Origin of the sequence: Archangium minus (genome assembly GCF_044360475.1) — a bacterium.
Classification (GTDB): Bacteria; Myxococcota; Myxococcia; order Myxococcales; family Myxococcaceae; genus Archangium; species Archangium minus.
The window spans coordinates 4421618-4443250 of sequence record NZ_CP043494.1; the positions used below are offsets into that span (position 1 = coordinate 4421618).

Sequence of the window (21633 nt, forward strand, 5' to 3'; positions counted from 1 at the left end):
ATCCTTTCTGGCTGGGGGGGTCGCAATCAATACCCGCCTGGCCTTCAGTGGAAATGACTCTCGCTACTTCCTGATCACAGGCCAGACCCACGTGGGCGGGAGCCAGTATAGTCACGCACTCGAGCTACTCGAGCTTTCGCCGGGGGATGGCGAAGCGCTCGTGCGCAAGCTGAACAGCCGATAGGCGCCAACAGCGGCCTAGGGAGCCTGAGCGTCCGGTGTGGGACGACGCTGCGCGACTTGAGTCCCTGTGCGGCATTCGCTCGCTTTCTTCCAGGAGCCTTCCTGGAGCTCCGGGCACGCTGTCAATGCCCGTTGGAGCGGCTTCCTTTGCGAACCGTGCGTGGCCTCCGGTGTCTGTTGGGCTTGCTGTTCGGCCTGGAGGGCTATCTCCCAATCCCAATAGATGGCCTTGAAGCAGGGTCTGTCGTCCACGAGTAGGGCCGCTTGCTCGAGCTCGAGGCTGGCCTTCCCTGGCTCGTTCATGGCGAGATGGAGTTCGCCCAGGGCGGTACGCACCTGGGTCGCACGCTTCCTGGAAAGCCCGTTGCCGGTTTCCTTGGCCAGCCCGTTGCCATTTCCGGTGGGGGCTCCCTGGAGCTTCTCTTCCTCGAGCACCTGCCGTACCTCGCTCGCCGTGATGTTCCATTCCGGGTCCGGACCTGTCGAGCCGACAATGCTCGAGAGATAATTCCATTGCCAGAAGGTACGGGCGAAGCCGGCCAGGGCATCCAGGTTGGTGGGGTTGAGCTTGACAGCGGCTCGATACTTTTCAAGCGCCCTCGCATGGTCGGAGTCGAGCTGTTTTCGGGTGTCCTCAATGTATTGGACCACTTGTTGCCGCGAGGCTTCGAGGAAGGCACTCTGCTCGGTGGGCTTCCTGCGCTTGAGCTGATTCGACTCCGGCAGCCGGAAGGGGTCATCCACTCCGCTGGTTTGTCTCCGGGACTCCTGGAGGGCCTGAGCGATTCGCTTCCGGGAGACCTCGAGGAAGGCGTCTGGGTCAGGGGGCCTACACTCGAGTACGTCCGTCTCCGGCTTCTGGAGGAGGCAATTCAATCTGAAGAGAGCCCCCAGTGTCTGGGTCACCTGCCGCCGTTTCCAGTAGAGGTCCTCGGCATCGGCGCGATGCAACTCCGCGAAGTTGACGTGCGCGGCGACATCTTGTTCGAGGCTGGCCATCCACTTCTCCTTGCCCATCTGGAAGGACAGCATGGCCGCGTCACAGCGGATCGTCGGATGCGTTGTGAGCGCTGCCGCTCGTTTGTAATACCTCGAGGCCATTTGGAGACGGAGACTCCACCTGGTGAGGCGAGCAGGCCTCCCAGTTGGCTCGATGGGCTCTCCATAGGTGTCTTCCGAGGCGCAGAACCAGCTCTTCTTCTCGAACGGCTTGGGCGGCTCGACTTGCTCGGGATGCTTGAAGGGCTCGGAGCGTATCAGGTGGAGGACGAGGATGGTTCCGAGCTGGTTCAGCACAGAGGCCTGGCTCGTCTGGGTATCGGGCTCGGCACGCAGGGTGGCTGGGACTTGCGCGTACTCACGTTCGGCCTGGGTGCAATAGAAGAAGGCTTGCGCCAGCAGCTCCTCCTGGGGAGGCATGTCCATCCGATGCTTCTCCCAGGATGATAGGGTTTGGATGCAGAGCCCATGGTAGAACTGGGCACGCTCCAGAGGGGGGAGCCGTTCGACGTAGAGGGGAAGCGAGGAGGTGGCCCCCGGTTGTTTCGCATCGGCCGTTGGAGCTTTGGGCGGAGGTGTGGCGACGGGGTGGGAGTAGGGGGGCTGGCCTAACGAGGAGGCGAGGAACTGGGCGACGTGACCTGGAATGAACTGCGGGTTGGCCTCCACGCTGTCCCGGAAGGCTTGTGCGGCGTCGTCAACATCCCCGTTCAGTTGCAGCGCCAAGCCCAGGTGGTAGGCGGCCAGGGCGAAGCGGGGGTCCGCGTGGACCGCTGCCCAGAAGTTCTGGATGGCCTGGGTCAACGCGCTGTAGTCCTGGGCCTCATGGAAACGTGCCCAGGACGCCATTCCCAACCGGTAACTCTCGAAGGCTTCCCAGGAGCCCGTGAGGCCCATGCCCGCCCAGGCGGGGTCCTCCGAGAGGATCTTCAAGGCCATTCGATCCGCGAGTATCGGGAGGGCCTGCTCGAGCGTGGGCGCGCGCTCCCTTTCGAGGAAGATATTCCAGCTCTGCCCCGTGCCCCACCCCGTGCTCGATTTGACCAGCAGGGTATATCCGGCTCGTTCCTCCTGGAGGCTGCCCTGGAGCAAGCGCCCTCCCAGGAGCTTGCGCAGGGGCGGTCGCAGCTGGGCGGTGATCAAGTTAACGGGAACTTTGATGAGGCCGAGCTCCAGCTTGAGCTCCTCGGAGAATTCATCCGGATTCCCCGTGGCGCTGGTGGTGAGCGGGGGGAGCGTGGACGTCTCGCGCTGTTTGAGAGGGGTGAGCGTGGACGCCTCGCGCTGTCTTCGCTCGGACATGGTGGTGTTGGGGAGTTGCTTGGGGACGTTCGCTTTCTGGGGGTGCAGGACTCGAGGTTGGAGCACGACAGACGGTTGGCTGAGCAGCAGCTGGGCATTCAGGGCGTTCAAGAGCCTGTCTGAGAGCGCTGTGCCGAGCGCCTGGGTCTTGGACGCGTCATGGCCGGAGGGGGCTGCGAGCTCCAGGTGGGTCACCTTGAAGGGCTGGATGATCGTCCTGCGGGCATTCGGCACGTCAATGACGGCACAGAACACGAGGATGATGGCCCCGATGACAACCAGGGTTTTCGCAGCGCTGGTCACACGAGACCAGAGGGTGTCCTTGCTCTCCGGGAGGGATTGCTTCTGCGGAGCCGGAGCCATCTTGTCTTTCATCGATTTGAGGGTCTGTCCGAGGCGCCCTCCGAGGGTCTCCATGGTCTCCATGCACCCCTCCCTCAGCCCCTTCTTCGGGTCCGGTTCCAGGAGCACGCTCCATGCGAAGAACAGGGCGGCCATTTGCAAACCCAGCGAGAACGAGGGCAATGGCAGTAGCGGTGCTGCGGGGGTCAGCGACAGGACATTGAGGGAGAACAGGATGATGAACGCGACGCGCCACTTGAGACGCAAGAAGCCGGGGATGTCGCTTCTGGTCGTGCCGCCCTGATGGAGGTTGAGGGCGAAGAGGTCGAGGGCCAAGAAGGAGCGCGCGAATGCCAGGAGGGCACTCAGCAGGGCGAGCCACAGGAGGACGCTCAGCAGGGAGAGCCAGAAGACAGCCCAGAGTACGAGCAACCTGCTGTCGAGGAGGGGCGTCTCCCATTGGCTGTCGAAGCTGAATACCACCACGAGTACAACGCCGAGCGCCGCCAAGAGCCCAGGCACGACCCGGGCGGCGATGGCAAGCTTGTGCCTGCCAACGTGCTCATGGGATAGCTCTCCTTGGGGGGGCATTCTGGATGACTCCAGGAGCAATCTGGCCGTGAGGCCGATACTGGTGGGCACGGAGAGCAGCAGCCCGATTCGGAAGAGCCAGAGGGGCCAGGCCGGGTAAGAGCCCTCGCCCTGCCGGATGACTGGAGGGAGCCAATAGCGAGCCATCAAGAGCGTGAGGGCGAAGAGGAGGACTGTCGCCACCCACCAGGGGATTTCCCTTCGGCATGTCTGGGAAATGGGCTCTAGAATTCCCAGGAGGCCCAGGAGGCATCCCGCCAGGCAGACGCCGTACCAGAGCAGCAGGGGAGGCCACCACAGGTCATAGGCGTAGATGTGGACGGGCCCCATGTCATCCTGGCCCAGGATCTGGACCTGAAACGCCGCCCAGCTTCCCAACCCCAGTCCGATGACGAGGGTCAACCACAACCACCATGGGTATTTCCTGTCATGGGCATCGCGCTTGGAGCGGCCCACGCACCAGGCCAGCCCGGCCGCCATCGAGCTGGTCAGGAGCAATACCCGCAGGAGCCAGGCGGTGAAGCGTCCTCCCTGGGCCATGATGAAGCCCAGCTCGGGGCTGAATACCAGCCTGCCTGCAGAGGAGAGAAGCCCCGCGATGCAGACCAGGAACACGATCAAGAGGCCGAGCCATCCCAGCAGGAGCTGCTGGCCTTCGGGCCGCGCGTCCTTCGGGTCATCCCCTTCGCTCTTCTTGCGTCTTCCCAGGCCTAGGTTCCGAAAGCCCTCGACGAGGAGCAGTGCCACCGCGAGCAACATGGCAAGGGCTTCCCACCACCGCATCACGTCCCCCTTTTCCGCGCCCAAGGAGGAGTGAGTCGGCTCGTCACGGTTGTGAGGCACGAGCTATCCTGGGATCCATGCGGACGTCTGACATGCCCCTGCATACGCTCCCCGACTTCCCCCTCTCGGAGCACGAGCCTCTGTCCCAGGGCTTCCTCGCGCTCGGGTTGCGAGGGTTCGTGGACGCGGCACGGTATGTCTGGGAGCTGCCCTACGGGCGCAACTCGGACCCGGCGGACTTCCGCCTTGTCCTATCCGAAGGGCGAGGCACCTGTTGGACCAGGCACGCCCTCCTGGCCGCCCTGGCTCGCGCGCACGGACAGCCCGTCAAGTTGACGCTCGGCATCTACGAGATGCACGAGCGCAACACGCCGGGTGTGGGCGCCGTTCTGGAGCACGAGGGCCTGTCGGGCATCCCCGAGGCGCACGGTTACCTGGTCGTGCACCAGCGCCGCGTGGATCTCTCGCGCAACGTGCCCGCCGCCGAGTCCATTGCCGCCGTGGCCGTTTTCTTCATCGAGGGGCAGATCGAACCGGAGGAGATCGGCGCCCCCCAAGAGGAGATGCTCCGAGCATTCATCCGGGACTGGGCGGCCCGACGGAGGCTGGACGCCGAGCGCATCTGGCGTGTGCGTGAGGCGTGCATCACCGCTGCCGAAGTCTCGCGAAGCCTGGTTAGGATGAGAAGGCCCTCTGGCTTTCAATGACTCTCATCCTCCAGGGAGAGCTCGAGCTGGTGCATGATAAGGAGTTGGCTGCCCTCGGAGTTGCCATTGACCAGTCCGCGCTCTTCCTGATGCTGGGCTGCGCGGTGCTCGCGGCCTTCCGGCTGAAGGAGACGCAATGCAGGAACATCACGCCCACAAGCCTGAGCACACGCTATGACGACAGGAGCGGTCCTACAAGCAATCCCTCCGCCGTTTGAGGTTCCCCAAGACTCTTGCTCTGCCCGGTTCCTTTGTAGGGGTACACCAGGAACAGCGAGGAGTCGCGTGTTTCAACCTGGACGCCCAGGCCGGACTCGCTTCCGGATTCGAGCGTGGTGACGAGCGCGATGGCCCCGATGCCGCCCGAGTCGATGCTGCGCTCGAGGTGCGCGATGGTGGCATCGAGCAGTTCGTCCCAGGAGGCGCGTGGCAGTTGGTCCCGGGGAAAATAGGTTCTTGGATTGTCGCCCGCCGGGTCGAGGGTCAGCCCGAACGGGAGCACGGTGCCGTGCTTGTGCAGCAGGAGCATGCCCGCTTCTTTGGCCACGTGCAGCGTCTTCGCCATCAACTCTTCGTCGTTCATCGGCTTCCGTTCCTTTCAGCGCACGAGGTGTTTATAGCGGGGGAAGGTCAGCGGCCCGCGGCCTTTCGCAGGGCCTGGAGCTTCTCCATGACCTTCTTCTTCTTCGCGGGCTCCACCTTGCCGAGCGTCGCCTCCAGTTTGTCTAGCTCCTTGCGCAGCTCGGCGCGTCCGTCCTGGTCGAGCTCAAATCCGTCCGTCCCCAGTGTCTCCTCCAGCATCGCCAGGGCCTTTCCCGCCTGGGGGCCGCTGGGGTAGCGCCGCAAGTACTCACCCTCCGTGGCGTTGGCTGCGGCCAAGTAGCACGGCGTATAGCCCTCGCACTCGCCGAGGAGGGGCGTCGTCGCCGCCTCCCAGGCGAACGCCTCGGCCTCGGGCAGGCCCCGGTACTTCTCCTCGAGCTTCCACAGGCCCTTGCTGTCCACGAGCCACTCCGCCCCCAGCTCGTTGTACACCAGCCCCTCTCCCTGGCGCTTCACCCAGGGCTCGTAGGCCTTCTTCGGCACCTCCTCCGTCGCGAGGGCGCCCAGGGCCCAACGCACCGCGCGCCAGCGCGCCAGCTCCAACCGCGCGGCGCTCGCCTTGTCGGGCGCCTTCTCCGCCGCGCCCTTCAGGAAGTTGGCCAGGTCCGCCCGGTCCACGAAGGGCGCCTTCTGGTCCGCCAGGCGCTGCCCAGCAATCTCGAGGACGGTCTGCACACGGCGCTCCGGCTCGAAGGGCAGGACGAAGGCGCCGAACACCCAGCCTTCCTGTCCCTCGGGCGTGGCGACCCGGTACCAGTAGTCCTTCTTGCTCCCCACTGTCTCTTGGCGCTCGGAGCGCTCGAGCTCGCGCAGCTCCGTACCGATGAAGAGCCGGGTCACCTCCTGTCCGTCAGGGCGGGGCGTGGCCCGCATCTTGACGCCCGACGCCGCGGTGATGCGCTGTTTCTCCGTCTTCGGTGGCTCGGCCGCGAAGGCTGGGGTGAGCTGGCACAGCAACACGAGCATGGCGAGCAGGAGACATCGCTGAGACATGAGAGACTCCTCGGTGTGAGGATGCTGGAATAAGGGCGCGAGGGTGTAGCATCCGTACACTCCGTTCGTCACGTAGCACTTGGGATGCGCCAGCCCTTGCATGCTGCCCACCCATGTGGGGTGCTCCTGGGGACACGGGCTTCATCCACTCGGCAAGGGTCGACGGTGGGGGTGAGTCAGGGCTGTCATCATCCAGAATGGCGACATCTACGAAGATGCGCTGGGTCCGAAATACGAAACCATCCAGGCGTTCTGGAACGCTCCGAGCGTGCAAACGCGCCAGCCACTGGAAGCCGCCGTGAGCGAGGAGGGCTTCCGGGACGAGTTCGTCGGAGAGATTTCGTCACAGCGCGCAGAACGAATTCCACCCGATCTGTGGAAGCTGCACTGGCCGCTTATGAATACACCGGTGCGGCGGGCGGTCGCCGTGGGGCTGATGGAGAAGCTGAAGGAGAACCTGGCGTGGTTCCCCAACTACCAACGCTACCTTCGAGAGAATCACCCCGCCACGTTGATCCTCTGGGGGCCCGAAGACGGCTACATGCCAGCGCCAGCGGCTCGAGCTTATTTGCGTGATGTTCCTGATGCTGAGCTGCATCTGCTCGAAGGCGCTGGGCACTGGCTTCTGGAGACGCATTTTGAGGAAGCCGTGCCGATCGTGCGCGACTTCCTGGCGCGCCAGCTCACCTGAGCCTGGCTCGGTGTATGCAGCGCCTCAGAACGGGTTCTGCGTCACCGCGAGGCCGGGGCTCGCTTCCCAGGACGTGACGTAGTTGTCCGGAGTGCGTCGCCACCACTGGCCCCACATCACGCCAGACGAGTTCCGGTACGACCACGCGGTGTTCGCGTTGTAGCTCAGCCAGCTTTTGATGGAAGCGTCGTTGGTCGCGCTCGCCCACTTGCTGGCCCATCGAACGAAGATGCCTTTGAACCCAGCGGTATCTCCGTGGCCGCCGTTGGCATCGTACTCGTCGTTGAGGATGTCCGCGATGTGCTGGCCCGTCAGGTTGCGACGGCCCCAGTTCACCGCCAAGCCGCCCGCGTCGCGATAGCTCGTGTTTCCGGTCGCCTGGTAGAGCAGGGTTGACGCGCCAGCGAAGGTTCCCTGGTTGTAGGTGAAGGCCCACCAGACCTTTGTGCCATTGGCCTGGATGTGGTCGGCGACTTGCCCGGTCGAGGAATTGAAGAGGGTCGAACGGAGCCAGTTGTAGATCTGGTCTGCTTGCGCCCGGTAGCCGGTATTGACTGTGTTCCGAGCGAGCAACATCGCGGCGATGGTGGCCGGGCCGTTCACGCAAGCATTCTTGGTCTGCTTATCCGTGCGCCACCAGAGGCCTCCCCCGAGCTGGTTGTCCCAGGCGCGATCCCAGACCTTGTTGAACTGCCACTGCGCTTGATCAAGGAACGGCCGATGGCCGGTGATCTCGTAGCCGCGGGTCAGGGCGATGACTGCCCACATGATGTCATCGTTGTATTCGTTCCACGACGCGAAGTCCGTGGTTCCGCTGACGATGTTGTTCAACCCATTGAGCAGGGAGAACACCATGTCGCGATAGACCGGGTTCCTGGTTCGGTCGTAGGCGTCCTCGGCCGCCTCTATCTGCTCGCAGACCTTCCAGAAGTGGATCCGGCCAGGCACGCCGCGGTTCGTATCCACCACGTAGTAGCCGTTCCCTCCGTTATGCACATAGAAGGCGTTGTTGTAGGAGTCGAACGCCAGGTTCTTCTCCGCGGGGGTGAGTGCGACGGAGACGGGCGCGTAAGCCAGGACAAGGGTCACGGCCAGGAAGTTCAGGAGCCGCTGTGTCATGTGGGTTACTCCTTCGAAATCCGGTGTTACGGGTCCGGAAGGACTAACCTATTATTCCATATTTACAGGGAGTGGAAAAGAAGATGGAAGGTGCGCCGGCAAACGGTGTCAGGAAATTCGTAGCAACTCAGGGCGCTCAGAGGACGACGGAGCGCGGAAGGTGCAAGGTGAACGTGGTGCCTTCCGCACGGGTGGAGGACACCTCGACGTTGCCCCCGTGGGAGCGGGCTATCTGCTGGACGATGAAGAGACCCAGGCCCAGACCGGCTGTTGGATGGCCTTCGTCCGTGGCCCGCCGGAAGGGCTCGAAGATGCGCGGGAGCAGGTCCACCGGGATGGGCGGTCCCGCGTTATGGATCTTCACGGATACGGTGTCCCCCTCGTCACGCAGCACGAAGTCCACGGGGGCACCATCGGGGCTGTAGTCCAGGGCGTTCTTGCCGAGGTTGCCCAGGAGTTGAGCGAGCCGGTCCGGGTCCCACTCGCCCTGGAAGTTTCCTGTTGAGCTCAGTCGGAGCTCCCTCTGGGGATTTCCAACCTCCAGCTCCTCCACCACCTGCCGGCAGATGGAGAGGAGATTGGCCGGGCGAGGGCTGATGGGAATGCCGCCGCCCAACCGCCCACGCGTGAAGTCGAGCAGGTCGCCAATCATTCGCCCCATCCGCTCCGCGCTGGTGGCGATACGGCGTATGGCCTTCAGGTGGTGCTGGACCACGCAATCCGAGCGCATCATCGCGTTGACGGACAGAAGGATGGCGTTGAGCGGGTTGCGGAGGTCATGGGAGACGATGCCGAGAAAGCGCTCGCGGAATTCCGCCGTCTGCCGCAGCTCCATTTCGGCGCGCTTGCGCTCGGTGATATCGGTGTTGACGGCGACGGCCCCCACGATGTCGTCCCCAATGCGGACGGGGGCGGCGGCGCAGCGCACCACCACTTCCTTGTTCGTCCGCAGATGGCGGGCAATGACTTCTTGAGTGGTCGGCTGTCCGCGGAAGGCCCGCATGAAGGGCTCCTCTTCCGGCGTGAGCCGGTGGCCGTCCTCGGCGGAGCGGTTCTGGAGCCGCTCCCCCAGGGTGGCGACGTGCTGATTCAGCTCCTCCAGCGATTCGAAGCCCAGCATCTCCAGTGCTGGGGTGTTGGCTATCCTGATGCCGGTGGCATCGCCCACGTACAGGGCGTCCGGAATGCTCTGGATGATGGCCTCCAGGATGGCCGTGTTGCGCACCAGTTGCGCCGCGGCGCACTTGCGCTCGGTGATGTCCAACCCCGTGCCCAGGAAGCGGATGGGCCGCCCCGAGGCATCGAAGTGGGCCCGGCCCTGCGAGTACACCCACCGCTCCGTTCCGTCCGCGAGAGGGACTCTGCGGTACTCGACGGAAAAAGTCCCCGTGCCGCCAGGCGCCAGCGCCTCCTGCACGAGCCGGTCCACGTGTTCGCGATCCTCGGGATGCACGAGCGAGAGGAAGGTGGGGTAATCGAGAGGTGTGTCCGCTGGCAGCCCGAACATGACGCGCAGGTGGTTGTCCCAGAGCAGCGCGCCCGTGGTGGGGTCCATGTCCCAGATCCCCAGCTCCGTGGCCTCCATCGCCAGGCGTAGCCGCTCCTCGGCGACGCGCACCTTCTCGGCGGCGAGCATCTCCATGCGCCGGCGCGCCTGGACCAACTCCGTCACGTCCGAGGCGACGACGATGACGGCCTCCACCTGTCCCTGGGCATCGCGCATGGGCTCGTAGACGAAGTTGAAGTACACCTCCTCGAGGGCCCCGCCTTCCAGGCGCGCGAGCCTGGCGGGCAGCTCCGTTCCGACGTAGGGCACTCCGGTGGCGAGCACCCCGTTCAGCAGCTCCTCGAATCCCTGGCCCGCGGCCTCGGGCAGGGCCTCGAACAGGGGCTTGCCCAACACCTGCTCGGGGTGGCGGCCCCAGAGGCGGCACACCAGGGGATTGGCCAGCTCGATGATGTAGCGAGGCCCCCGGAAGATGGCGATGGCGGTGGGCGCCTGCATGAACAACGAATGGAGCCACTCCCGCTGGCGCTCGGCCTCCGCGCGAGCCTGGGCGGTCAGGGCCAGGGACGCGTCTCGCTCGCGCACCGCCTCGCGCAACTCCTGGTTGGCGGCCTGGAGCTCCTGGCCTCTGTGGAGGATCTCCACCTCCATCTCCAGGTTGCGGCTCTGGAGGGCAGCCGTTCGCTCCCGCTCTTCCTCGCCCCAGTGGGACAGGCGCACGAAGTCCGTTACGTCCTCCACCCGGTGCAGGAGGTAGAGCACCTCGCCCTCGGGAGAGAGGATGGGGGTGTTGATGGGACTCCAGTACCGCTCCTCGAAACCGCCTCCTTCGGCCTCGGGGCGCCGGATGTCGTATTTCTGCACGGCCATGGTGTCCGGCGCGCGAGTGGCCAGGGCCCGCTCGAGCGAGGCGCGCAGGTTGCGCACGCCCGTGGCGTTCCGGTCCGCCGGGTTGTCAGGGAATACCTCGAAGAAGGGGCGGCCGAGCATGCCCTCTCGGGTCGTCAAGGTGGCACGCAGGTAGGCTTCGCTCACCGCAACGAGGGTGAAGCCTGCGTCCGGGAGGGCGACCAGGTAGGCGCCCGGGAGCTGCTCGAAGAGGCGCTGGAAGTCAGGAGAGGACGGTAGGGACATGGCGAACATGGCGAGGGGCGCGAGCCGTCAACATTGAACAGTCCACTGCCACGCCGATCTTCACGGCCCCTGCGCGGGTGGGTCCGCGCGCATACTCGCCCTGCCGAGGACGCGTCCCACCCACGGCCAGCGGGGTGGGACGCCCGGGTGCTCATGGCGCCTCCCTCGGGGCGGCCTCCGGTTCCAAGATGAGCACGTCGCAGGTGCTCTCCTTGATGACCTGCCGCGCGACATGTGGGCGCACGAGCCGGCCCAGCCCCAAACGAGCGTGTCTCCCGACGACGACCAGGTCCGCGTGCTCCTCCTGGGCAAGCTCCAGAATGGAGGTGCTGGTTTCGCCGGAGCGGACGAGCTCGTCGAAGTGCACCCCGGCCTCACGGTACGGAGTCAGGAACCGGTGCAGCTCGGCACAGGCCCGTGCCCTGACTTCTCGCTGGTACTCCGGGATGCGTGAGGGCGCCGCCTGGTGGAGGACGAGCTCGTAGGACGTATCGTAGTCGTGCAGTACGGCCACGCGGCTCGCGTTGGGACACAGGCGGAGCGCTGCCTCCACGGCCTGTCGGGACGCCGCTGTGAGGTCCACGGCGATCAGGGGGCGCTGGTACGGGCACACCGGCGGCGGCCCGACGACGAGGAGCGAGGTGGGGATGCTCTCGACGAAGCCTCCGGCCATCCGCTCACGCAGCCGTGCCAGGAGCGAACCCGGGATGCGAGGCCTCCCTATCACTACCAGCTCCGCACCGAAGTCGCGCGCCGCCTGGGTGATGGCCTCCATCGGCCTGCCCCTCACCAGCAGGCCTCGCACTTCGCAGGAGGCTCGCGCGCGCCATTCCTGGGTGTGGTGCACGGCCTCCTCGAGGGCGTGTCGGGCGAGCGCTTCTTCTTCGTGTCGACCGCTCTCGGTCGCCTCGACGGGCAGCGCGTGAACGAGAAGGATTTCCGCCCCCTCCTGGAGGGGCAACTGGTGCACCCGCACCAGCGCACAGGCGGAGTGGGGGGCGAAGTCCGTGGCGACCAGGACACGGCGCAGGCCCATCGTCCCTCCTGGCCCATGGCCCAAGTGCGCAAGCGGTTCGTGCGTCATCATGTCAGCGTCCTCCTTCGCTCGCGGGAATGTGCCGGGTGGGCCGAGGTACCTGGCCTCGAGGTGGACGAGGCGCCTGGGTGGGCTCGGGCGTGGAGGCGGGAGTGGCCTCGGAGCGAGGCGCGGCCAGCAGCCGCCTCACAACGAGGATGAAGAGACCCGTGAGCAGAAGGTTGAGCGCCAGGGACAGCAGGGCCACCGTTGTCGCCGTTCCACTGATGCCATAGCCCAGGGACACGACGAGCACTCCGGCGCCGACTTCTCCGCGTGGAAAGAGACCAACCGCGAGGGCGAACCGTTCACGTAGGCTCGCCTCTCGGCGATAGCACAGCGCTGGGAACATCTTTCCCAGATTGGACAGGAGGGTCACCGCCAGGACATGGAGGGCGATGAGGCCCCAGCCCGGGCTGCCACCCGCTGCGGCGCTGACGCTCTGCTCGGCTTCCCGGGCCGCGCCGGCCCCGCCCAGCGCGGGCATCGACAGCCCCACGAGCACCATGAAGCAACCGGAGATGAGGGTCGCGACGCGCTGCTCGTTGCGCGCATCGAGCCCAGGTTGCTCCCCTTCCAGTCCGTCCTGCTCGTGCAGTCCGTGCTCGGGATTGGCGATCATGCAGCCCAGAACGAAAGCGGGCAGGAGGACCTCGAAGTGGACCGCCGCGTCGGGATCCATGTACCCCGTCCCGAGGTAGATGAGCTCGGAGACGAGCGCGAGCAATACCGAATAGCCGAGCACCCAGGGCCAGCTGTACGGGATGCGCCAGCGGTGCAGGTATTTCCACCCCGCCCAGAGAAGAAGGGCGATGAGGGCGATGACGCCCGCGAGCTGCCAGCGGAAGCCAACGAGCAGCACCGTGAGCGGTACCATGAGGAGGATGGTGTCGAGATCGTCGAAGATGGCGAGGATGCGAGCCTTGTGGAACACCCACGTCGCACCCAGGCCCGCCGCGGCCAACATGGAGAAGAGCACCCCGGCGCTCGTCGGCGCGGCGAACCGTCCTTGGAGCAGCGCCTCCTTCCAATAATCGAACTGTCCCCAGAACTCCGGGGGCGCCAGCACGAAGACGAAGTAGAGCGTGACGAAGATCCAGGGGAAGGTGGCCGCGGTGGCCGCCACCACGTAATCCCAGCCGTACTGACGCAGGTTCGACTTATCCAGGTCGAACTCCTGCCCGACGTGAATCATGATGAAGGCCAGCCCCACCATGGTGAGCAGCCGGATGACGTGCGTGAGGGGTTCGTAGACTCCTGGCCCGAGCGCTGGAAGCGCCTGCGAGGCCATCAGTCCCCCGAGAAGCAGGCTGGAATAGATGAAGACTTTGCGCATGGCGGACCCCTTTCTTCCCCCTCGTTGTCGAAGGTAGGGGAAGGGCCGGCCGGAATCAGAGCTGCTGCTCCCTCTCTCGCCAGCCAGCGGGGCGGGGGCCCCTTCATTCAGGGGCTGGTCCATTCGTCCGATCAGGGAGCGGGCGGGTGGGGGCCTTCTGCCAGTGGATGCGCCGGAGGACATGGACGAGCAGGTGCCCGTTCACCACGGAGCTCCTCGTGTCGTTGCTCCGACAGCCGTACGCGTCCCGCTCTTGTTGCGAGGGCCACGGGTACGCTTCGCTGTGAGGCATGGGAGCCAGGACCTCCGGACACGCGAAACGGTGGGTGATGGTGGGCGCCGTGCTGGTCCTGCTCGTAGCTGTGGGCGCGTGGTGGCTCCTGCGTCGGCTAGGCCCTCCCACACAGGAGACGCTGACGGAGGCCGTGAAGCTGGCCGCCACTGGCGGAGACCGCGTGCTGCGCGAGCCAATGCGTCCACTCACCTCCGGTCCTCGCGTGCTTCTCTTCGCGCTCGATGGGGTAGGGGATGCCGAGTTCCGCCAGGCGGTGAGCGAGCATGTCTCTGGTTCCATCCACACCCTGTTGGGCCCTCAGCGAGGCGAGCACCTCTTCGCGCATGGCTTCGCGGTTCCTGGAGCGCTGAGCATCTTGCCCTCGACCACCGTGGCTGCCTGGGCCTCCGTCTACACGGGCGAGCCCCCCGCGCGAAACGGGGTGCCCGGCAACGAATGGTTCGCTCGCGACGAGGTCCGCTTCTACGCCCCCGCGCCCGTCTCCGTGCACGCCCGACAGGATGTGTTGCGCACCTTCACGGAGGGGCTCGTGGGCGATGCGCTGAAGGTTCCCACCCTCTTCGAACTGGCCGACGTGCGCGCCTTCGTCAGCCTCGCGCACGTGTACCGGGGCGCGGATCTCTTCACCACCCCGGAGCCGAACTCCGCCACGGACCTGCTCGTCAACTTCGCTCGGGGCCTCGTGGGAGCCCCGGATGTCGAGCGGGAGACCTACGCCACGCTGGATCAGGCGTCCGTAACGCACCTCCTGGAGGTCCTCCGTCGGCACGGCGTCCCTCGCCTCCAGGTGGTCTACTTCCCGGGGGTGGACCTGTACACCCATGTGGCCAAGGAGCCATTGGAGCAGCAACGCCGGTACGTGCGCGAGGTGCTCGATCCACTGGTGGGCCGCGTGCTGGATGCCTATGCGGAGGCTGGAGTGCTCGAGGACACGTATGTGCTCTTCGTCTCGGATCATGGCCACACGCCCGTGCTAGGCGATGACCGGCACGCGCTGTCCGCCGAGGGGGATGACGAGCCCACCACCGTGCTCGAGCGTGCGGGCTTCCGGCTGCGCCCGCTGCTGCTGGAGGTGGAGCCGCGAGCGCAGGACTTCCAGGCCGTGGTGGCCTACCAAGGGGCCATGGCCTATGTGTACCTCGCGGATCGCTCCACCTGTCCGGAGCCAGGTCAGCGCTGCGACTGGAGCCGCCCGCCCCGATGGAAGGAGGACGTGCTGCCGGTGGCGCGGGCCTTCTACCGAGCGAATCAAACAGGAGAAGGCGCGGCGGACATGAAGGGCTCATTGGATTTCGTCTTCGCCCGCGCGGGTCGCCCCGTGAGCGAGGATGCCCCAGCCTTCCAGGTGTTCGATGGCGAGAGGCTGGTGCCCCTGCCCGAGCACCTCATGGCCCATCCACGGTCTGAACTGTTGAACCTCACCGAGCGGATGGAGCAGCTCGGCGCAGGCCCCCTGGGGCACCGAGCTGGAGACGTGCTGCTGCTGACTCGCACAGGCATGGAGCGCCCCATCTCCGAGCGCTACTACTTTGCCGGCCATTACCACTCCTGGCACGGCAGCCCCAGCGCCCAGGACAGTCGCGTCACCTTCGTCGTCGCGCGGCGCGGCGAGGATGGAGCCCAATTGCGAGCACGGGTGGAGCCCGTGGTGGGGCCAACGCCTTCCCTGCTCCATGTCACCCCCTTGGTGCGTGAGCTGCTCAGGACGCGCTGAGCGCTGAGAAGGGACGTTTCCGGACAGCCTGCTTTGGCGCCACCCGTGACGGCAGATGTCATGTTAAACTGCCTCACCTTGGAGGTAGCGTGCATGCCGCAGGTCACGGTGGAGCGTCCGGAGCAGGGGCGGCGGGCTTTCGAGCAACGGCAGCGGCTGCTGCTCAGGCGGCTCACGCGAGAGGGGGCGCGGGAGGAGTTTCTTCCTCAAGTGGGCGAGGCGGTGGGCGGCCTCACCCTGGAGGCGCGGCTGGGGGCGGGCAGCTACGGCACCGTGTACCGGGCTCGGCGTGGCGACACCCTGTTCGCGGTGAAGCTGCTCTACCTTCCTCACGCGGGACCGTGGGCCCAACGGGAGTTGGAGGTGCTGCTGCGGCTGCACCACGTGGGCCTGGTGGGGGTGGACAGCCATGGTCACCATGGCCACTTCCCGGGCTTCGGGCCGCTCTTCCTCTACATTGTCACGGGCTACGTGCCCGGGCTCCCCCTGGACACCTGGGCCGAGCGCCACAACCCCACGGCCCTGGAGGTCGCGCGCGCGGTGCGGTTGCTGGCGGCGCAGTTGGTGGTGGCTCACTCGGTGGGGGTGGTGCACCGGGACATCAAGAACGACAACGTGGTGGTGCGGGAGGGGGACGGCAGGCCGGTGCTGGTGGACTACGGCGTGGGCACCTTCCCAGGGGCGCTGAAGGTGACGGGAGGCTTCGTTCCAGGCACCACGCGCTACCGTGCTCCGGAAGCCTGGCTCTTCCGCCGCCAACGTCAGCGGGACACGCACTACGAGGCGAGTGTCCGCGACGATCTGTGGGCGCTGGGCGTTCTCTTCTACTGGCTGCTGACGGGCGTCTGGCCCTTCGACGGGAAGAGCGAGGAGGAGGTGGAGGACGCGGTGCTGCACACCGAGCCCGTGGCGCCGCACGAGCGCAACCCGCGCGTGCCCCGAGCACTCTCCGCCTTGTGCCTGCGCATGCTGGAGAAGGCACCCGAGGCGCGCTACCCGGACGCGAAGTCCGTGGGTGAGGCGTTGAACGCGGTGCTGGCTGGGGCGGACGCGAATTGGGCCGTGCCGCTGTGCGAGGCGTGGGCGCCGGACAACGCCACCACCCGGCAGGAGCAGGAGGGCGGGGGCATGGCGGTGAAGGTGGACCTGGAGCACTCCCTGGCGCGTCACCATCGACTTTCGGCTTTCGCGCGTGAACGGCCCCGGCGCGGCAGGCCCGCGACCCTGGAACTGGATGAGCGGATGCGGTCGCCTGGGGAGGAGGGGGGTCCCTCAGCCTCCGTGCCGCTCACGGCGGAGGAGGGCGAGACACGAGCAGTCGCTGCTCCCGTGCTGCCGCGAGCACCGGGGAGTTCCTGGTTCGCGCGGGCGTGTCGGGACCGCACGCTGTCGCTGGGGGTGGTGGCCTTGCTCGCTGCTGCGCACCTGCAACCCGTGTCCGCTCCAGCTCCGGTGGATGCTCCGCCAGGCCAGGGGAAGAAAGTCTCGTCAGGGGACCCAACGAATCAAGAGCAGGAGCCCCTCCGGGCTCGGTCTTCGACGACCTGTCCGACAGTTGGACAAGTTGGAGAAAAGTGTGGCCGGGGGGCCAGCGGAGCTCGAGGGATAGGCACCCCTCCGGGCTCGGTCTTCGACGACCTGTCCGACAGTCGGACAAGTTGGAGAAAAGTGCGGCCGGAGGGCAGTGCTGTTCCCATGTTGTCCGCGACACCCGTGTCCGTGGTGGCCTGGGCCTTGTCCGGCCAGGAAGTGGCGCCCCCGTGGTGTCCGCTCGAAGTTGGAGGAGGCGCGGCGCCCGCGTGGGCCGCAACCCCCGCGCCCATCGCCTTTGCGATGCACCCCAAGGACAGCACGCGCGTGAAGAGTCAGGAAAAGAAGCAGCAGCAGGGCCCGGTGCGTCACACCGTTGCCCGTGCCCTGTGGTCCGCCGCCGTGGGAGCGACTGTTGCCGGTTGCCCCGGTGCTCAAGTACGTACCGAGCCCAAACCCGAGGCGTGCCCGGTCGGAGCCCTGGATTCCATGAAGCAGTTGGGCATCCATATCGGTGAAGAGACTGGAGCGGAGTTCCCTGGCATCGGCGAAGCCTCTTTCGTCACCGTACGTGAAGGGCCTGGAGCCCGGCTTTTGTTGGGAGAACCGTTGGGACAATTGGAGGCAGGCACGGTGCTGACGGGGACATTCATCTTCGGCAAGGAGCGGGTGCACGGCCGATTCACCCAGGCACACAGGCCCGGTGGCGGGGATTCGATCCCTGTCTGTCTGGACGCGTGGAGCTGGGGATCTGATTATGGGCGGGGTATGGTTCGAGAGCCCCATAGCGGAGTGGACACCGCGAAGGTACAAGCCTACCCGCACGTCATGGCGGTGGAGCGCTTCGAGTAGAGGCATTCTGGTCTGGGCGTGAGTGGTCGGAGGGGATGAGATGGCAGGGGCCAACGTCGGAGGTCCCTGTTATGCTTCACCACTCCGGAGGTTCTGTTTCATATGCCTGTCTTGTTCGCCACTGCCGTCCCGCTGTTTGTCCTCCTGGCGGGTAGCGCTCCCGCGCAACCATCCACCCCATCTGGAACATCGGGTGTCGCGCGCCGTACTATTGTGTTGGGTGCGGTGGGTCAGAGGGCTGTGCCCGAGCTGCGCATCAGTCCGGATATCCTCACCGCGTTGCTTTTTGGCTCTCCCTTGAGACTTGCAGGGGTGGAGCTTGAGGAACAGGGACTCTTCTCTCGGAAAACCGTGTTGGAGGATGCACTCCTGCTCGTTCCCTCCAATTCACTCAACGCTGGGAGGATTCTAAAGCTGAAGGTGCGCTTCGTGGACGGAGCGGTACCCGCGAGCGCGGACTTCCTGCTGGTGGTGGATTCCCTCCAGGCCGAGCGTCAGGTCAACGTGGAGTTCCAGCAACCCATAGCGGACACCTGCTGGCAGGCGGTCGAAGAGGAGCGCGCGAAAACCCAGGAGCGTCGGGCGGGACTGGAGTGGATGCGAAAGAGGCCGGATGGGCTCACCGGATTGCTTGCCAATGGGCAATTGGATGACAAGGGTGTTACCGCCCGGCGAGCGTCGCGAGGGAAGGACTTCACCCAGCGACCAAGCGAGCCGCTCCTGATATCCGAGGCAATGAGCTATCGCGCCCGGGGCCTGGTGGCGGTGGAGTTGAATGTGAAGAACCTCTCCCCGCGCCCCTGGACGGCGGCGGGGGCGCACTTGGTGGGTGAGGGCGGTGTGCGGCTGAAGGTGTTGCGGATATGGCCGCTGGAGCCCATCCTCCCTGGCTCGGAGAGGCAGCGCGTGGTGGTGGATGCCGAGGCGACGGAGACGGAGGCCCGGGGCCGTTTCACGCTCTCGCTCTGGCAGGACGGTGAGCCCGCGAGCGTTGTCGTGGAGGGCGTGATGTTTCCGTAGGTGGCGGGCTGTCCTTTCCAGGTGGGCATCATCCCCCAGGGCAACCTGTCCCAGTCGTTTGGCGAGCGGCGCGTCGCATGTGCCTCCGTCACGGGACCGGAGGGGAATCCCCTGGCGACGAAAATAAATACGCCCCGTGAATAACCGGCTGGACGGACAGTCCATCTCGCCGCAGTTCACAATCCCACACAACTGGACTCATTCATGCGCACCCTGGCCCTTCGGGCGCGTGCCAGCACTCTGCTGGCCGCGACCCTGCTGTGCTCAGCGACAACTACACCTCCCCATCAACGACAATTACACCTCCCCATCCAGAGTGACGGCAGCCGTCGGTAGAAACCCGGTGACTCCGGAGGTTCGGATGGACGGGTGAGGACGACGGATGCCCAGGTGAGGAAGCTGATGGAAGAGATGGCGAAGCACGGTCGCCTCGGGCTGGCGTCGGCCCGGGCGGGGATGGACCGCAAGACGGCACGCAAGTACGTGAAGGAGGGGAAGTTCCCCTCGGAGCTCAAGCAGGAGCGCACCTGGAGGACACGGGAGGACCCGTTCGAGGAGCAGTGGGACAGCCTGGCCGAGCGGCTGAAGGAGGCGCCGGAGCTGGAGGCCAAGACGCTCTTCGAGGAGCTGTGTGCTCGCGAGCCGGGCCGCTACAAGCCGGGGCAGCTGCGCACGTTGCAGCGGCGAGTGCGCCAGTGGAGAGCGCAGCAGGGACCGGAGAAGCAGGTGTTCTTCGCCCAGGAGCATCGGCCCGGGGAAGCGATGCAGACGGACTTCACCTGGGCCAAGGAGTTGGAGGTGACGGTGGGAGGCGAGCCCTTCGCGCACCTGCTGTGCCACCCGGTGCTGCCCTACTCCAACTGGGAATGGGCGACGGTGTGCCACTCGGAGTCCATGGCGGCCATCAAGCGAGGAGTGCAGGCGGCCGTCTTCCGGCTGGGGAAGGTGCCGCGCTACCACCAGACGGACAACTCCACCAGCGCCACGCACGACCTGCGCAACGGCAAGCGGGGCTTCAACGCCGAGTACCTCGCGCTCATGAAGCACCTGGGCATGGAGCCGCGCACCATTGAAGTGGGGAAGAAGGAGCAGAACGGGGACGTGGAGGCGCTCAACGGCGCGCTCAAACGCCGGCTATTGCAGCACCTGCTGATGCGCGGCAGCCGGGATTTCGAGAGCGCCGCGGCGTACGAGAGCTGGGTGCAGAGCGTGCTGGAGAAGGCCAACCGGCTGCGCGGCGCGAAGGTGGAGGAGGAGCTCGCGGCGATGAGGCCGCTGTCGGTGCAGCGGCTGGTGGAGTACAGCGAGCTGGAGGTAGTCGTCACGGCATGGAGCACCATCCGGGTGCAGCACAACACGTACTCGGTACCCTCGCGGCTGGTGGGCCAGCGCGTGCGGGTGCGCGTGTACGACGACAGGCTGGAGGTGCTGCACGCGGGAAAGCCGCAGCTGGTGGTGGACAGGCTGGTGGGCCGCAACGGACACCGCATCAACTACCGGCACATCATCTGGTCGCTGGTGCAGAAGCCAGGGGCCTTCGCGCAGTACCGCTACCGGGAGGACCTCTTCCCCTCGCTGGTATTCCGCCAGGCGTATGACGAGCTGCAGCGGGTGCACGAGGGGAGAGCCGCGGATGTGGAGTACCTGCGGATTCTTCACCTTTCGGCCTCCACGCTGGAGTCCCAGGTGGAGCAGGTGCTGACGCGACTGCTGGCCGAGGGCGGACTGCGCGGTGCCGAGCAGGTGAAGGCGCTGGTGGCGCCAGCCAGGCCCGAGGTGCCCGAGCTGGCACAGCCCGAGGTGGACCTGAGCAGCTATGACGCGCTGCTGGTGGCGCAGCGGGAGGTGGCCTCATGAGCACCACCTCCACGTCCCTGCGAGCAGCGGCGAGCGCCGCCGACGAGCAGCAGCAGACGCTGGCCATGCTGCTGCGAGCGCTGAAGCTGCCTGCGTTTGCAGCCCACCACGAGGAGCTGGCCAGGCGCGCCGGGCAGGAGGGATGGACGTGCCCGCACTACCTGCGCCAACTGGTGGAGCTGGAGCTGAGCGAGCGCCGGGGCCGGCGGATAGAGCGACTGCTCAAGGCCTCGGGGCTGTCCACGGACAAGACGCTCGCCACGCTCGAGCAGGAGAAGCTGCCGGCCAAGGTGCGCCGCCAGCTACCGGCCCTGTGCGAGGGCGGCTTCGTCGAGCGCGCGGAGAACGTGCTGGCCTTCGGGCTGCCGGGCCGCGGCAAGACGCACGTGGTGAGCGCCATAGGCCACGAGCTGGTGCAGCGCGGTTACGAGGTGCTCTTCATCCCGGCGGTGCTGCTGGTGCAGCGACTGCTCTCGGCCAAGAAGAGCCTCTTGCTGGAGAAGGAGCTGCGGCGGCTGGACGGGTACGACGCGGTCATCATCGACGACATCGGCTACATCCAGCAGGACAGGGAGGAGATGGAGGTGCTGTTTACCTTCCTGGCCCAGCGCTACGAGCGCAGGAGCGTCCTGATTACGAGCAACCTGGTGTTTTCGCAGTGGGACCGAATCTTCAAGGACGCGATGACGACGGCGGCGGCGATTGACCGGGTGGTGCACCACGCGCTGATTCTGGAGCTCACCGGGGAGAGCTACCGCAGCGAGAAGGCCAGGAGCCGGGAGACGGCCGACAAGGCCCCGCGCAAGGCGCCCGGGGACGAGTAACAGCCTGTCCACAGGTTTTGAGTCTCCCCCCGGGCCCCCTCATCCACAGCCCTGCCCACAGCACAGGAGGTGACCGACCCAGAGGCTTCGATGGACGTGACGACGACTACGGCGACGACGAAGTGAACGCAGTCAGGGCATCAACCCGATGGGGAAGTGTAATTGTCGCCAAGGGG

At 66.1% G+C, this 21633-nt stretch carries 15 protein-coding genes; 8 read left to right on the forward strand and 7 right to left on the reverse strand.

From position 1 onward, the window contains the following. Positions 1–198: 198 nt before the first annotated feature. Positions 199–4200: a hypothetical protein gene (locus F0U60_RS18250; RefSeq protein WP_395821546.1), complete on the reverse strand. Its 4002-nt coding sequence runs from the start codon at positions 4198–4200 to the stop codon at positions 199–201. Between the two features lie 92 nt (positions 4201–4292). On the opposite strand from F0U60_RS18250, the gene F0U60_RS18255 reads away from it, so the two are divergent. Further along, the gene (locus tag F0U60_RS18255) at positions 4293–4907 is read left to right on the forward strand and encodes a transglutaminase domain-containing protein (protein WP_395821549.1); all 615 of its coding nucleotides are present in this window, start codon (positions 4293–4295) and stop codon (positions 4905–4907) included. Beyond that, on the forward strand, positions 4904–5125 hold the full coding sequence (locus F0U60_RS18260) for a hypothetical protein (RefSeq protein WP_395821552.1): 222 nt from the start codon (positions 4904–4906) through the stop codon (positions 5123–5125). The genes F0U60_RS18255 and F0U60_RS18260 overlap by 4 nt, the downstream gene beginning before the upstream one ends. Here the strand turns inward: F0U60_RS18260 and F0U60_RS18265 are convergent. Next, entirely contained in the window at positions 5080–5490 is a 411-nt protein-coding gene (locus F0U60_RS18265; protein WP_395821555.1) for a hypothetical protein, read from the reverse strand. The two genes, F0U60_RS18260 and F0U60_RS18265, sit on opposite strands and share 46 nt — an antisense overlap. 47 nt (positions 5491–5537) lie before the next feature. Next, positions 5538–6503 (reverse strand): SH3 domain-containing protein, encoded by a 966-nt coding sequence (locus tag F0U60_RS18270; protein WP_395821558.1) that lies wholly within the window; start codon positions 6501–6503, stop codon positions 5538–5540. Between the two features lie 298 nt (positions 6504–6801). Between F0U60_RS18270 and F0U60_RS18275 the strand changes: the two genes are divergently transcribed. Continuing rightward, positions 6802–7194: an alpha/beta fold hydrolase gene (locus F0U60_RS18275; protein ID WP_395821562.1), complete on the forward strand. Its 393-nt coding sequence runs from the start codon at positions 6802–6804 to the stop codon at positions 7192–7194. 24 nt (positions 7195–7218) lie between these two features. Here F0U60_RS18275 and F0U60_RS18280 read toward each other — a convergent pair whose 3' ends face one another. From F0U60_RS18280 to F0U60_RS18295, 4 genes are all read right to left on the reverse strand, one after another. Continuing rightward, the gene (locus F0U60_RS18280; RefSeq protein ID WP_395821565.1) at positions 7219–8313 is read right to left on the reverse strand and encodes a glycoside hydrolase family 76 protein; all 1095 of its coding nucleotides are present in this window, start codon (positions 8311–8313) and stop codon (positions 7219–7221) included. Between the two features lie 136 nt (positions 8314–8449). Further along, positions 8450–10963, reverse strand: a complete 2514-nt coding sequence (locus F0U60_RS18285; protein WP_395821567.1) for a PAS domain-containing protein — start codon at positions 10961–10963, stop codon at positions 8450–8452. A 142-nt stretch (positions 10964–11105) separates the two neighbouring features. Further along, positions 11106–12041, reverse strand: coding sequence for a universal stress protein (locus tag F0U60_RS18290; protein WP_395821569.1), 936 nt, complete (start codon positions 12039–12041; stop codon positions 11106–11108). Between the two features lies 1 nt (position 12042). After that, positions 12043–13365, reverse strand: coding sequence for a sodium:proton antiporter (locus F0U60_RS18295; protein ID WP_395821572.1), 1323 nt, complete (start codon positions 13363–13365; stop codon positions 12043–12045). Between the two features lie 290 nt (positions 13366–13655). Between F0U60_RS18295 and F0U60_RS18300 the strand changes: the two genes are divergently transcribed. From F0U60_RS18300 to istB, 5 genes are all read left to right on the forward strand, one after another. Continuing rightward, positions 13656–15374, forward strand: a complete 1719-nt coding sequence (locus F0U60_RS18300) for an alkaline phosphatase family protein (RefSeq protein WP_395821575.1) — start codon at positions 13656–13658, stop codon at positions 15372–15374. A gap of 93 nt (positions 15375–15467) precedes the next feature. Next, complete coding sequence (locus F0U60_RS18305) at positions 15468–17756, forward strand: serine/threonine protein kinase (RefSeq protein WP_395821578.1); 2289 nt, start codon at positions 15468–15470, stop codon at positions 17754–17756. Positions 17757–17858: 102 nt separating this feature from the next. Then, complete coding sequence (locus F0U60_RS18310) at positions 17859–18776, forward strand: DUF2381 family protein (protein ID WP_395821581.1); 918 nt, start codon at positions 17859–17861, stop codon at positions 18774–18776. A gap of 369 nt (positions 18777–19145) precedes the next feature. Continuing rightward, on the forward strand, positions 19146–20633 hold the full coding sequence (gene istA / locus F0U60_RS18315; RefSeq protein ID WP_395804709.1) for an IS21 family transposase: 1488 nt from the start codon (positions 19146–19148) through the stop codon (positions 20631–20633). Further along, the gene (istB, locus tag F0U60_RS18320) at positions 20630–21457 is read left to right on the forward strand and encodes an IS21-like element helper ATPase IstB (protein WP_395817573.1); all 828 of its coding nucleotides are present in this window, start codon (positions 20630–20632) and stop codon (positions 21455–21457) included. Before istA ends, istB begins: the two co-directional genes overlap by 4 nt. Positions 21458–21633: the final 176 nt, after the last annotated feature.

What these genes read in the sequence shown, in the direction of transcription:
- F0U60_RS18250 (WP_395821546.1), bottom strand. Translation starts at nt 4,200, where the DNA reads ATGCGGTGGTGGGAAGCCCTTGCCATGTTGCTCGCGGTGGCACTGCTC.
- F0U60_RS18255 (WP_395821549.1), top strand. Translation starts at nt 4,293, where the DNA reads ATGCCCCTGCATACGCTCCCCGACTTCCCCCTCTCGGAGCACGAGCCT.
- F0U60_RS18260 (WP_395821552.1), top strand. Translation starts at nt 4,904, where the DNA reads ATGACTCTCATCCTCCAGGGAGAGCTCGAGCTGGTGCATGATAAGGAG.
- F0U60_RS18265 (WP_395821555.1), bottom strand. Translation starts at nt 5,490, where the DNA reads ATGAACGACGAAGAGTTGATGGCGAAGACGCTGCACGTGGCCAAAGAA.
- F0U60_RS18270 (WP_395821558.1), bottom strand. Translation starts at nt 6,503, where the DNA reads ATGTCTCAGCGATGTCTCCTGCTCGCCATGCTCGTGTTGCTGTGCCAG.
- F0U60_RS18280 (WP_395821565.1), bottom strand. Translation starts at nt 8,313, where the DNA reads ATGACACAGCGGCTCCTGAACTTCCTGGCCGTGACCCTTGTCCTGGCT.
- F0U60_RS18285 (WP_395821567.1), bottom strand. Translation starts at nt 10,963, where the DNA reads ATGTTCGCCATGTCCCTACCGTCCTCTCCTGACTTCCAGCGCCTCTTC.
- F0U60_RS18290 (WP_395821569.1), bottom strand. Translation starts at nt 12,041, where the DNA reads ATGATGACGCACGAACCGCTTGCGCACTTGGGCCATGGGCCAGGAGGG.
- F0U60_RS18295 (WP_395821572.1), bottom strand. Translation starts at nt 13,365, where the DNA reads ATGCGCAAAGTCTTCATCTATTCCAGCCTGCTTCTCGGGGGACTGATG.
- F0U60_RS18300 (WP_395821575.1), top strand. Translation starts at nt 13,656, where the DNA reads ATGGGAGCCAGGACCTCCGGACACGCGAAACGGTGGGTGATGGTGGGC.
- F0U60_RS18305 (WP_395821578.1), top strand. Translation starts at nt 15,468, where the DNA reads ATGCCGCAGGTCACGGTGGAGCGTCCGGAGCAGGGGCGGCGGGCTTTC.
- F0U60_RS18310 (WP_395821581.1), top strand. Translation starts at nt 17,859, where the DNA reads ATGCCTGTCTTGTTCGCCACTGCCGTCCCGCTGTTTGTCCTCCTGGCG.
- istB (WP_395817573.1), top strand. Translation starts at nt 20,630, where the DNA reads ATGAGCACCACCTCCACGTCCCTGCGAGCAGCGGCGAGCGCCGCCGAC.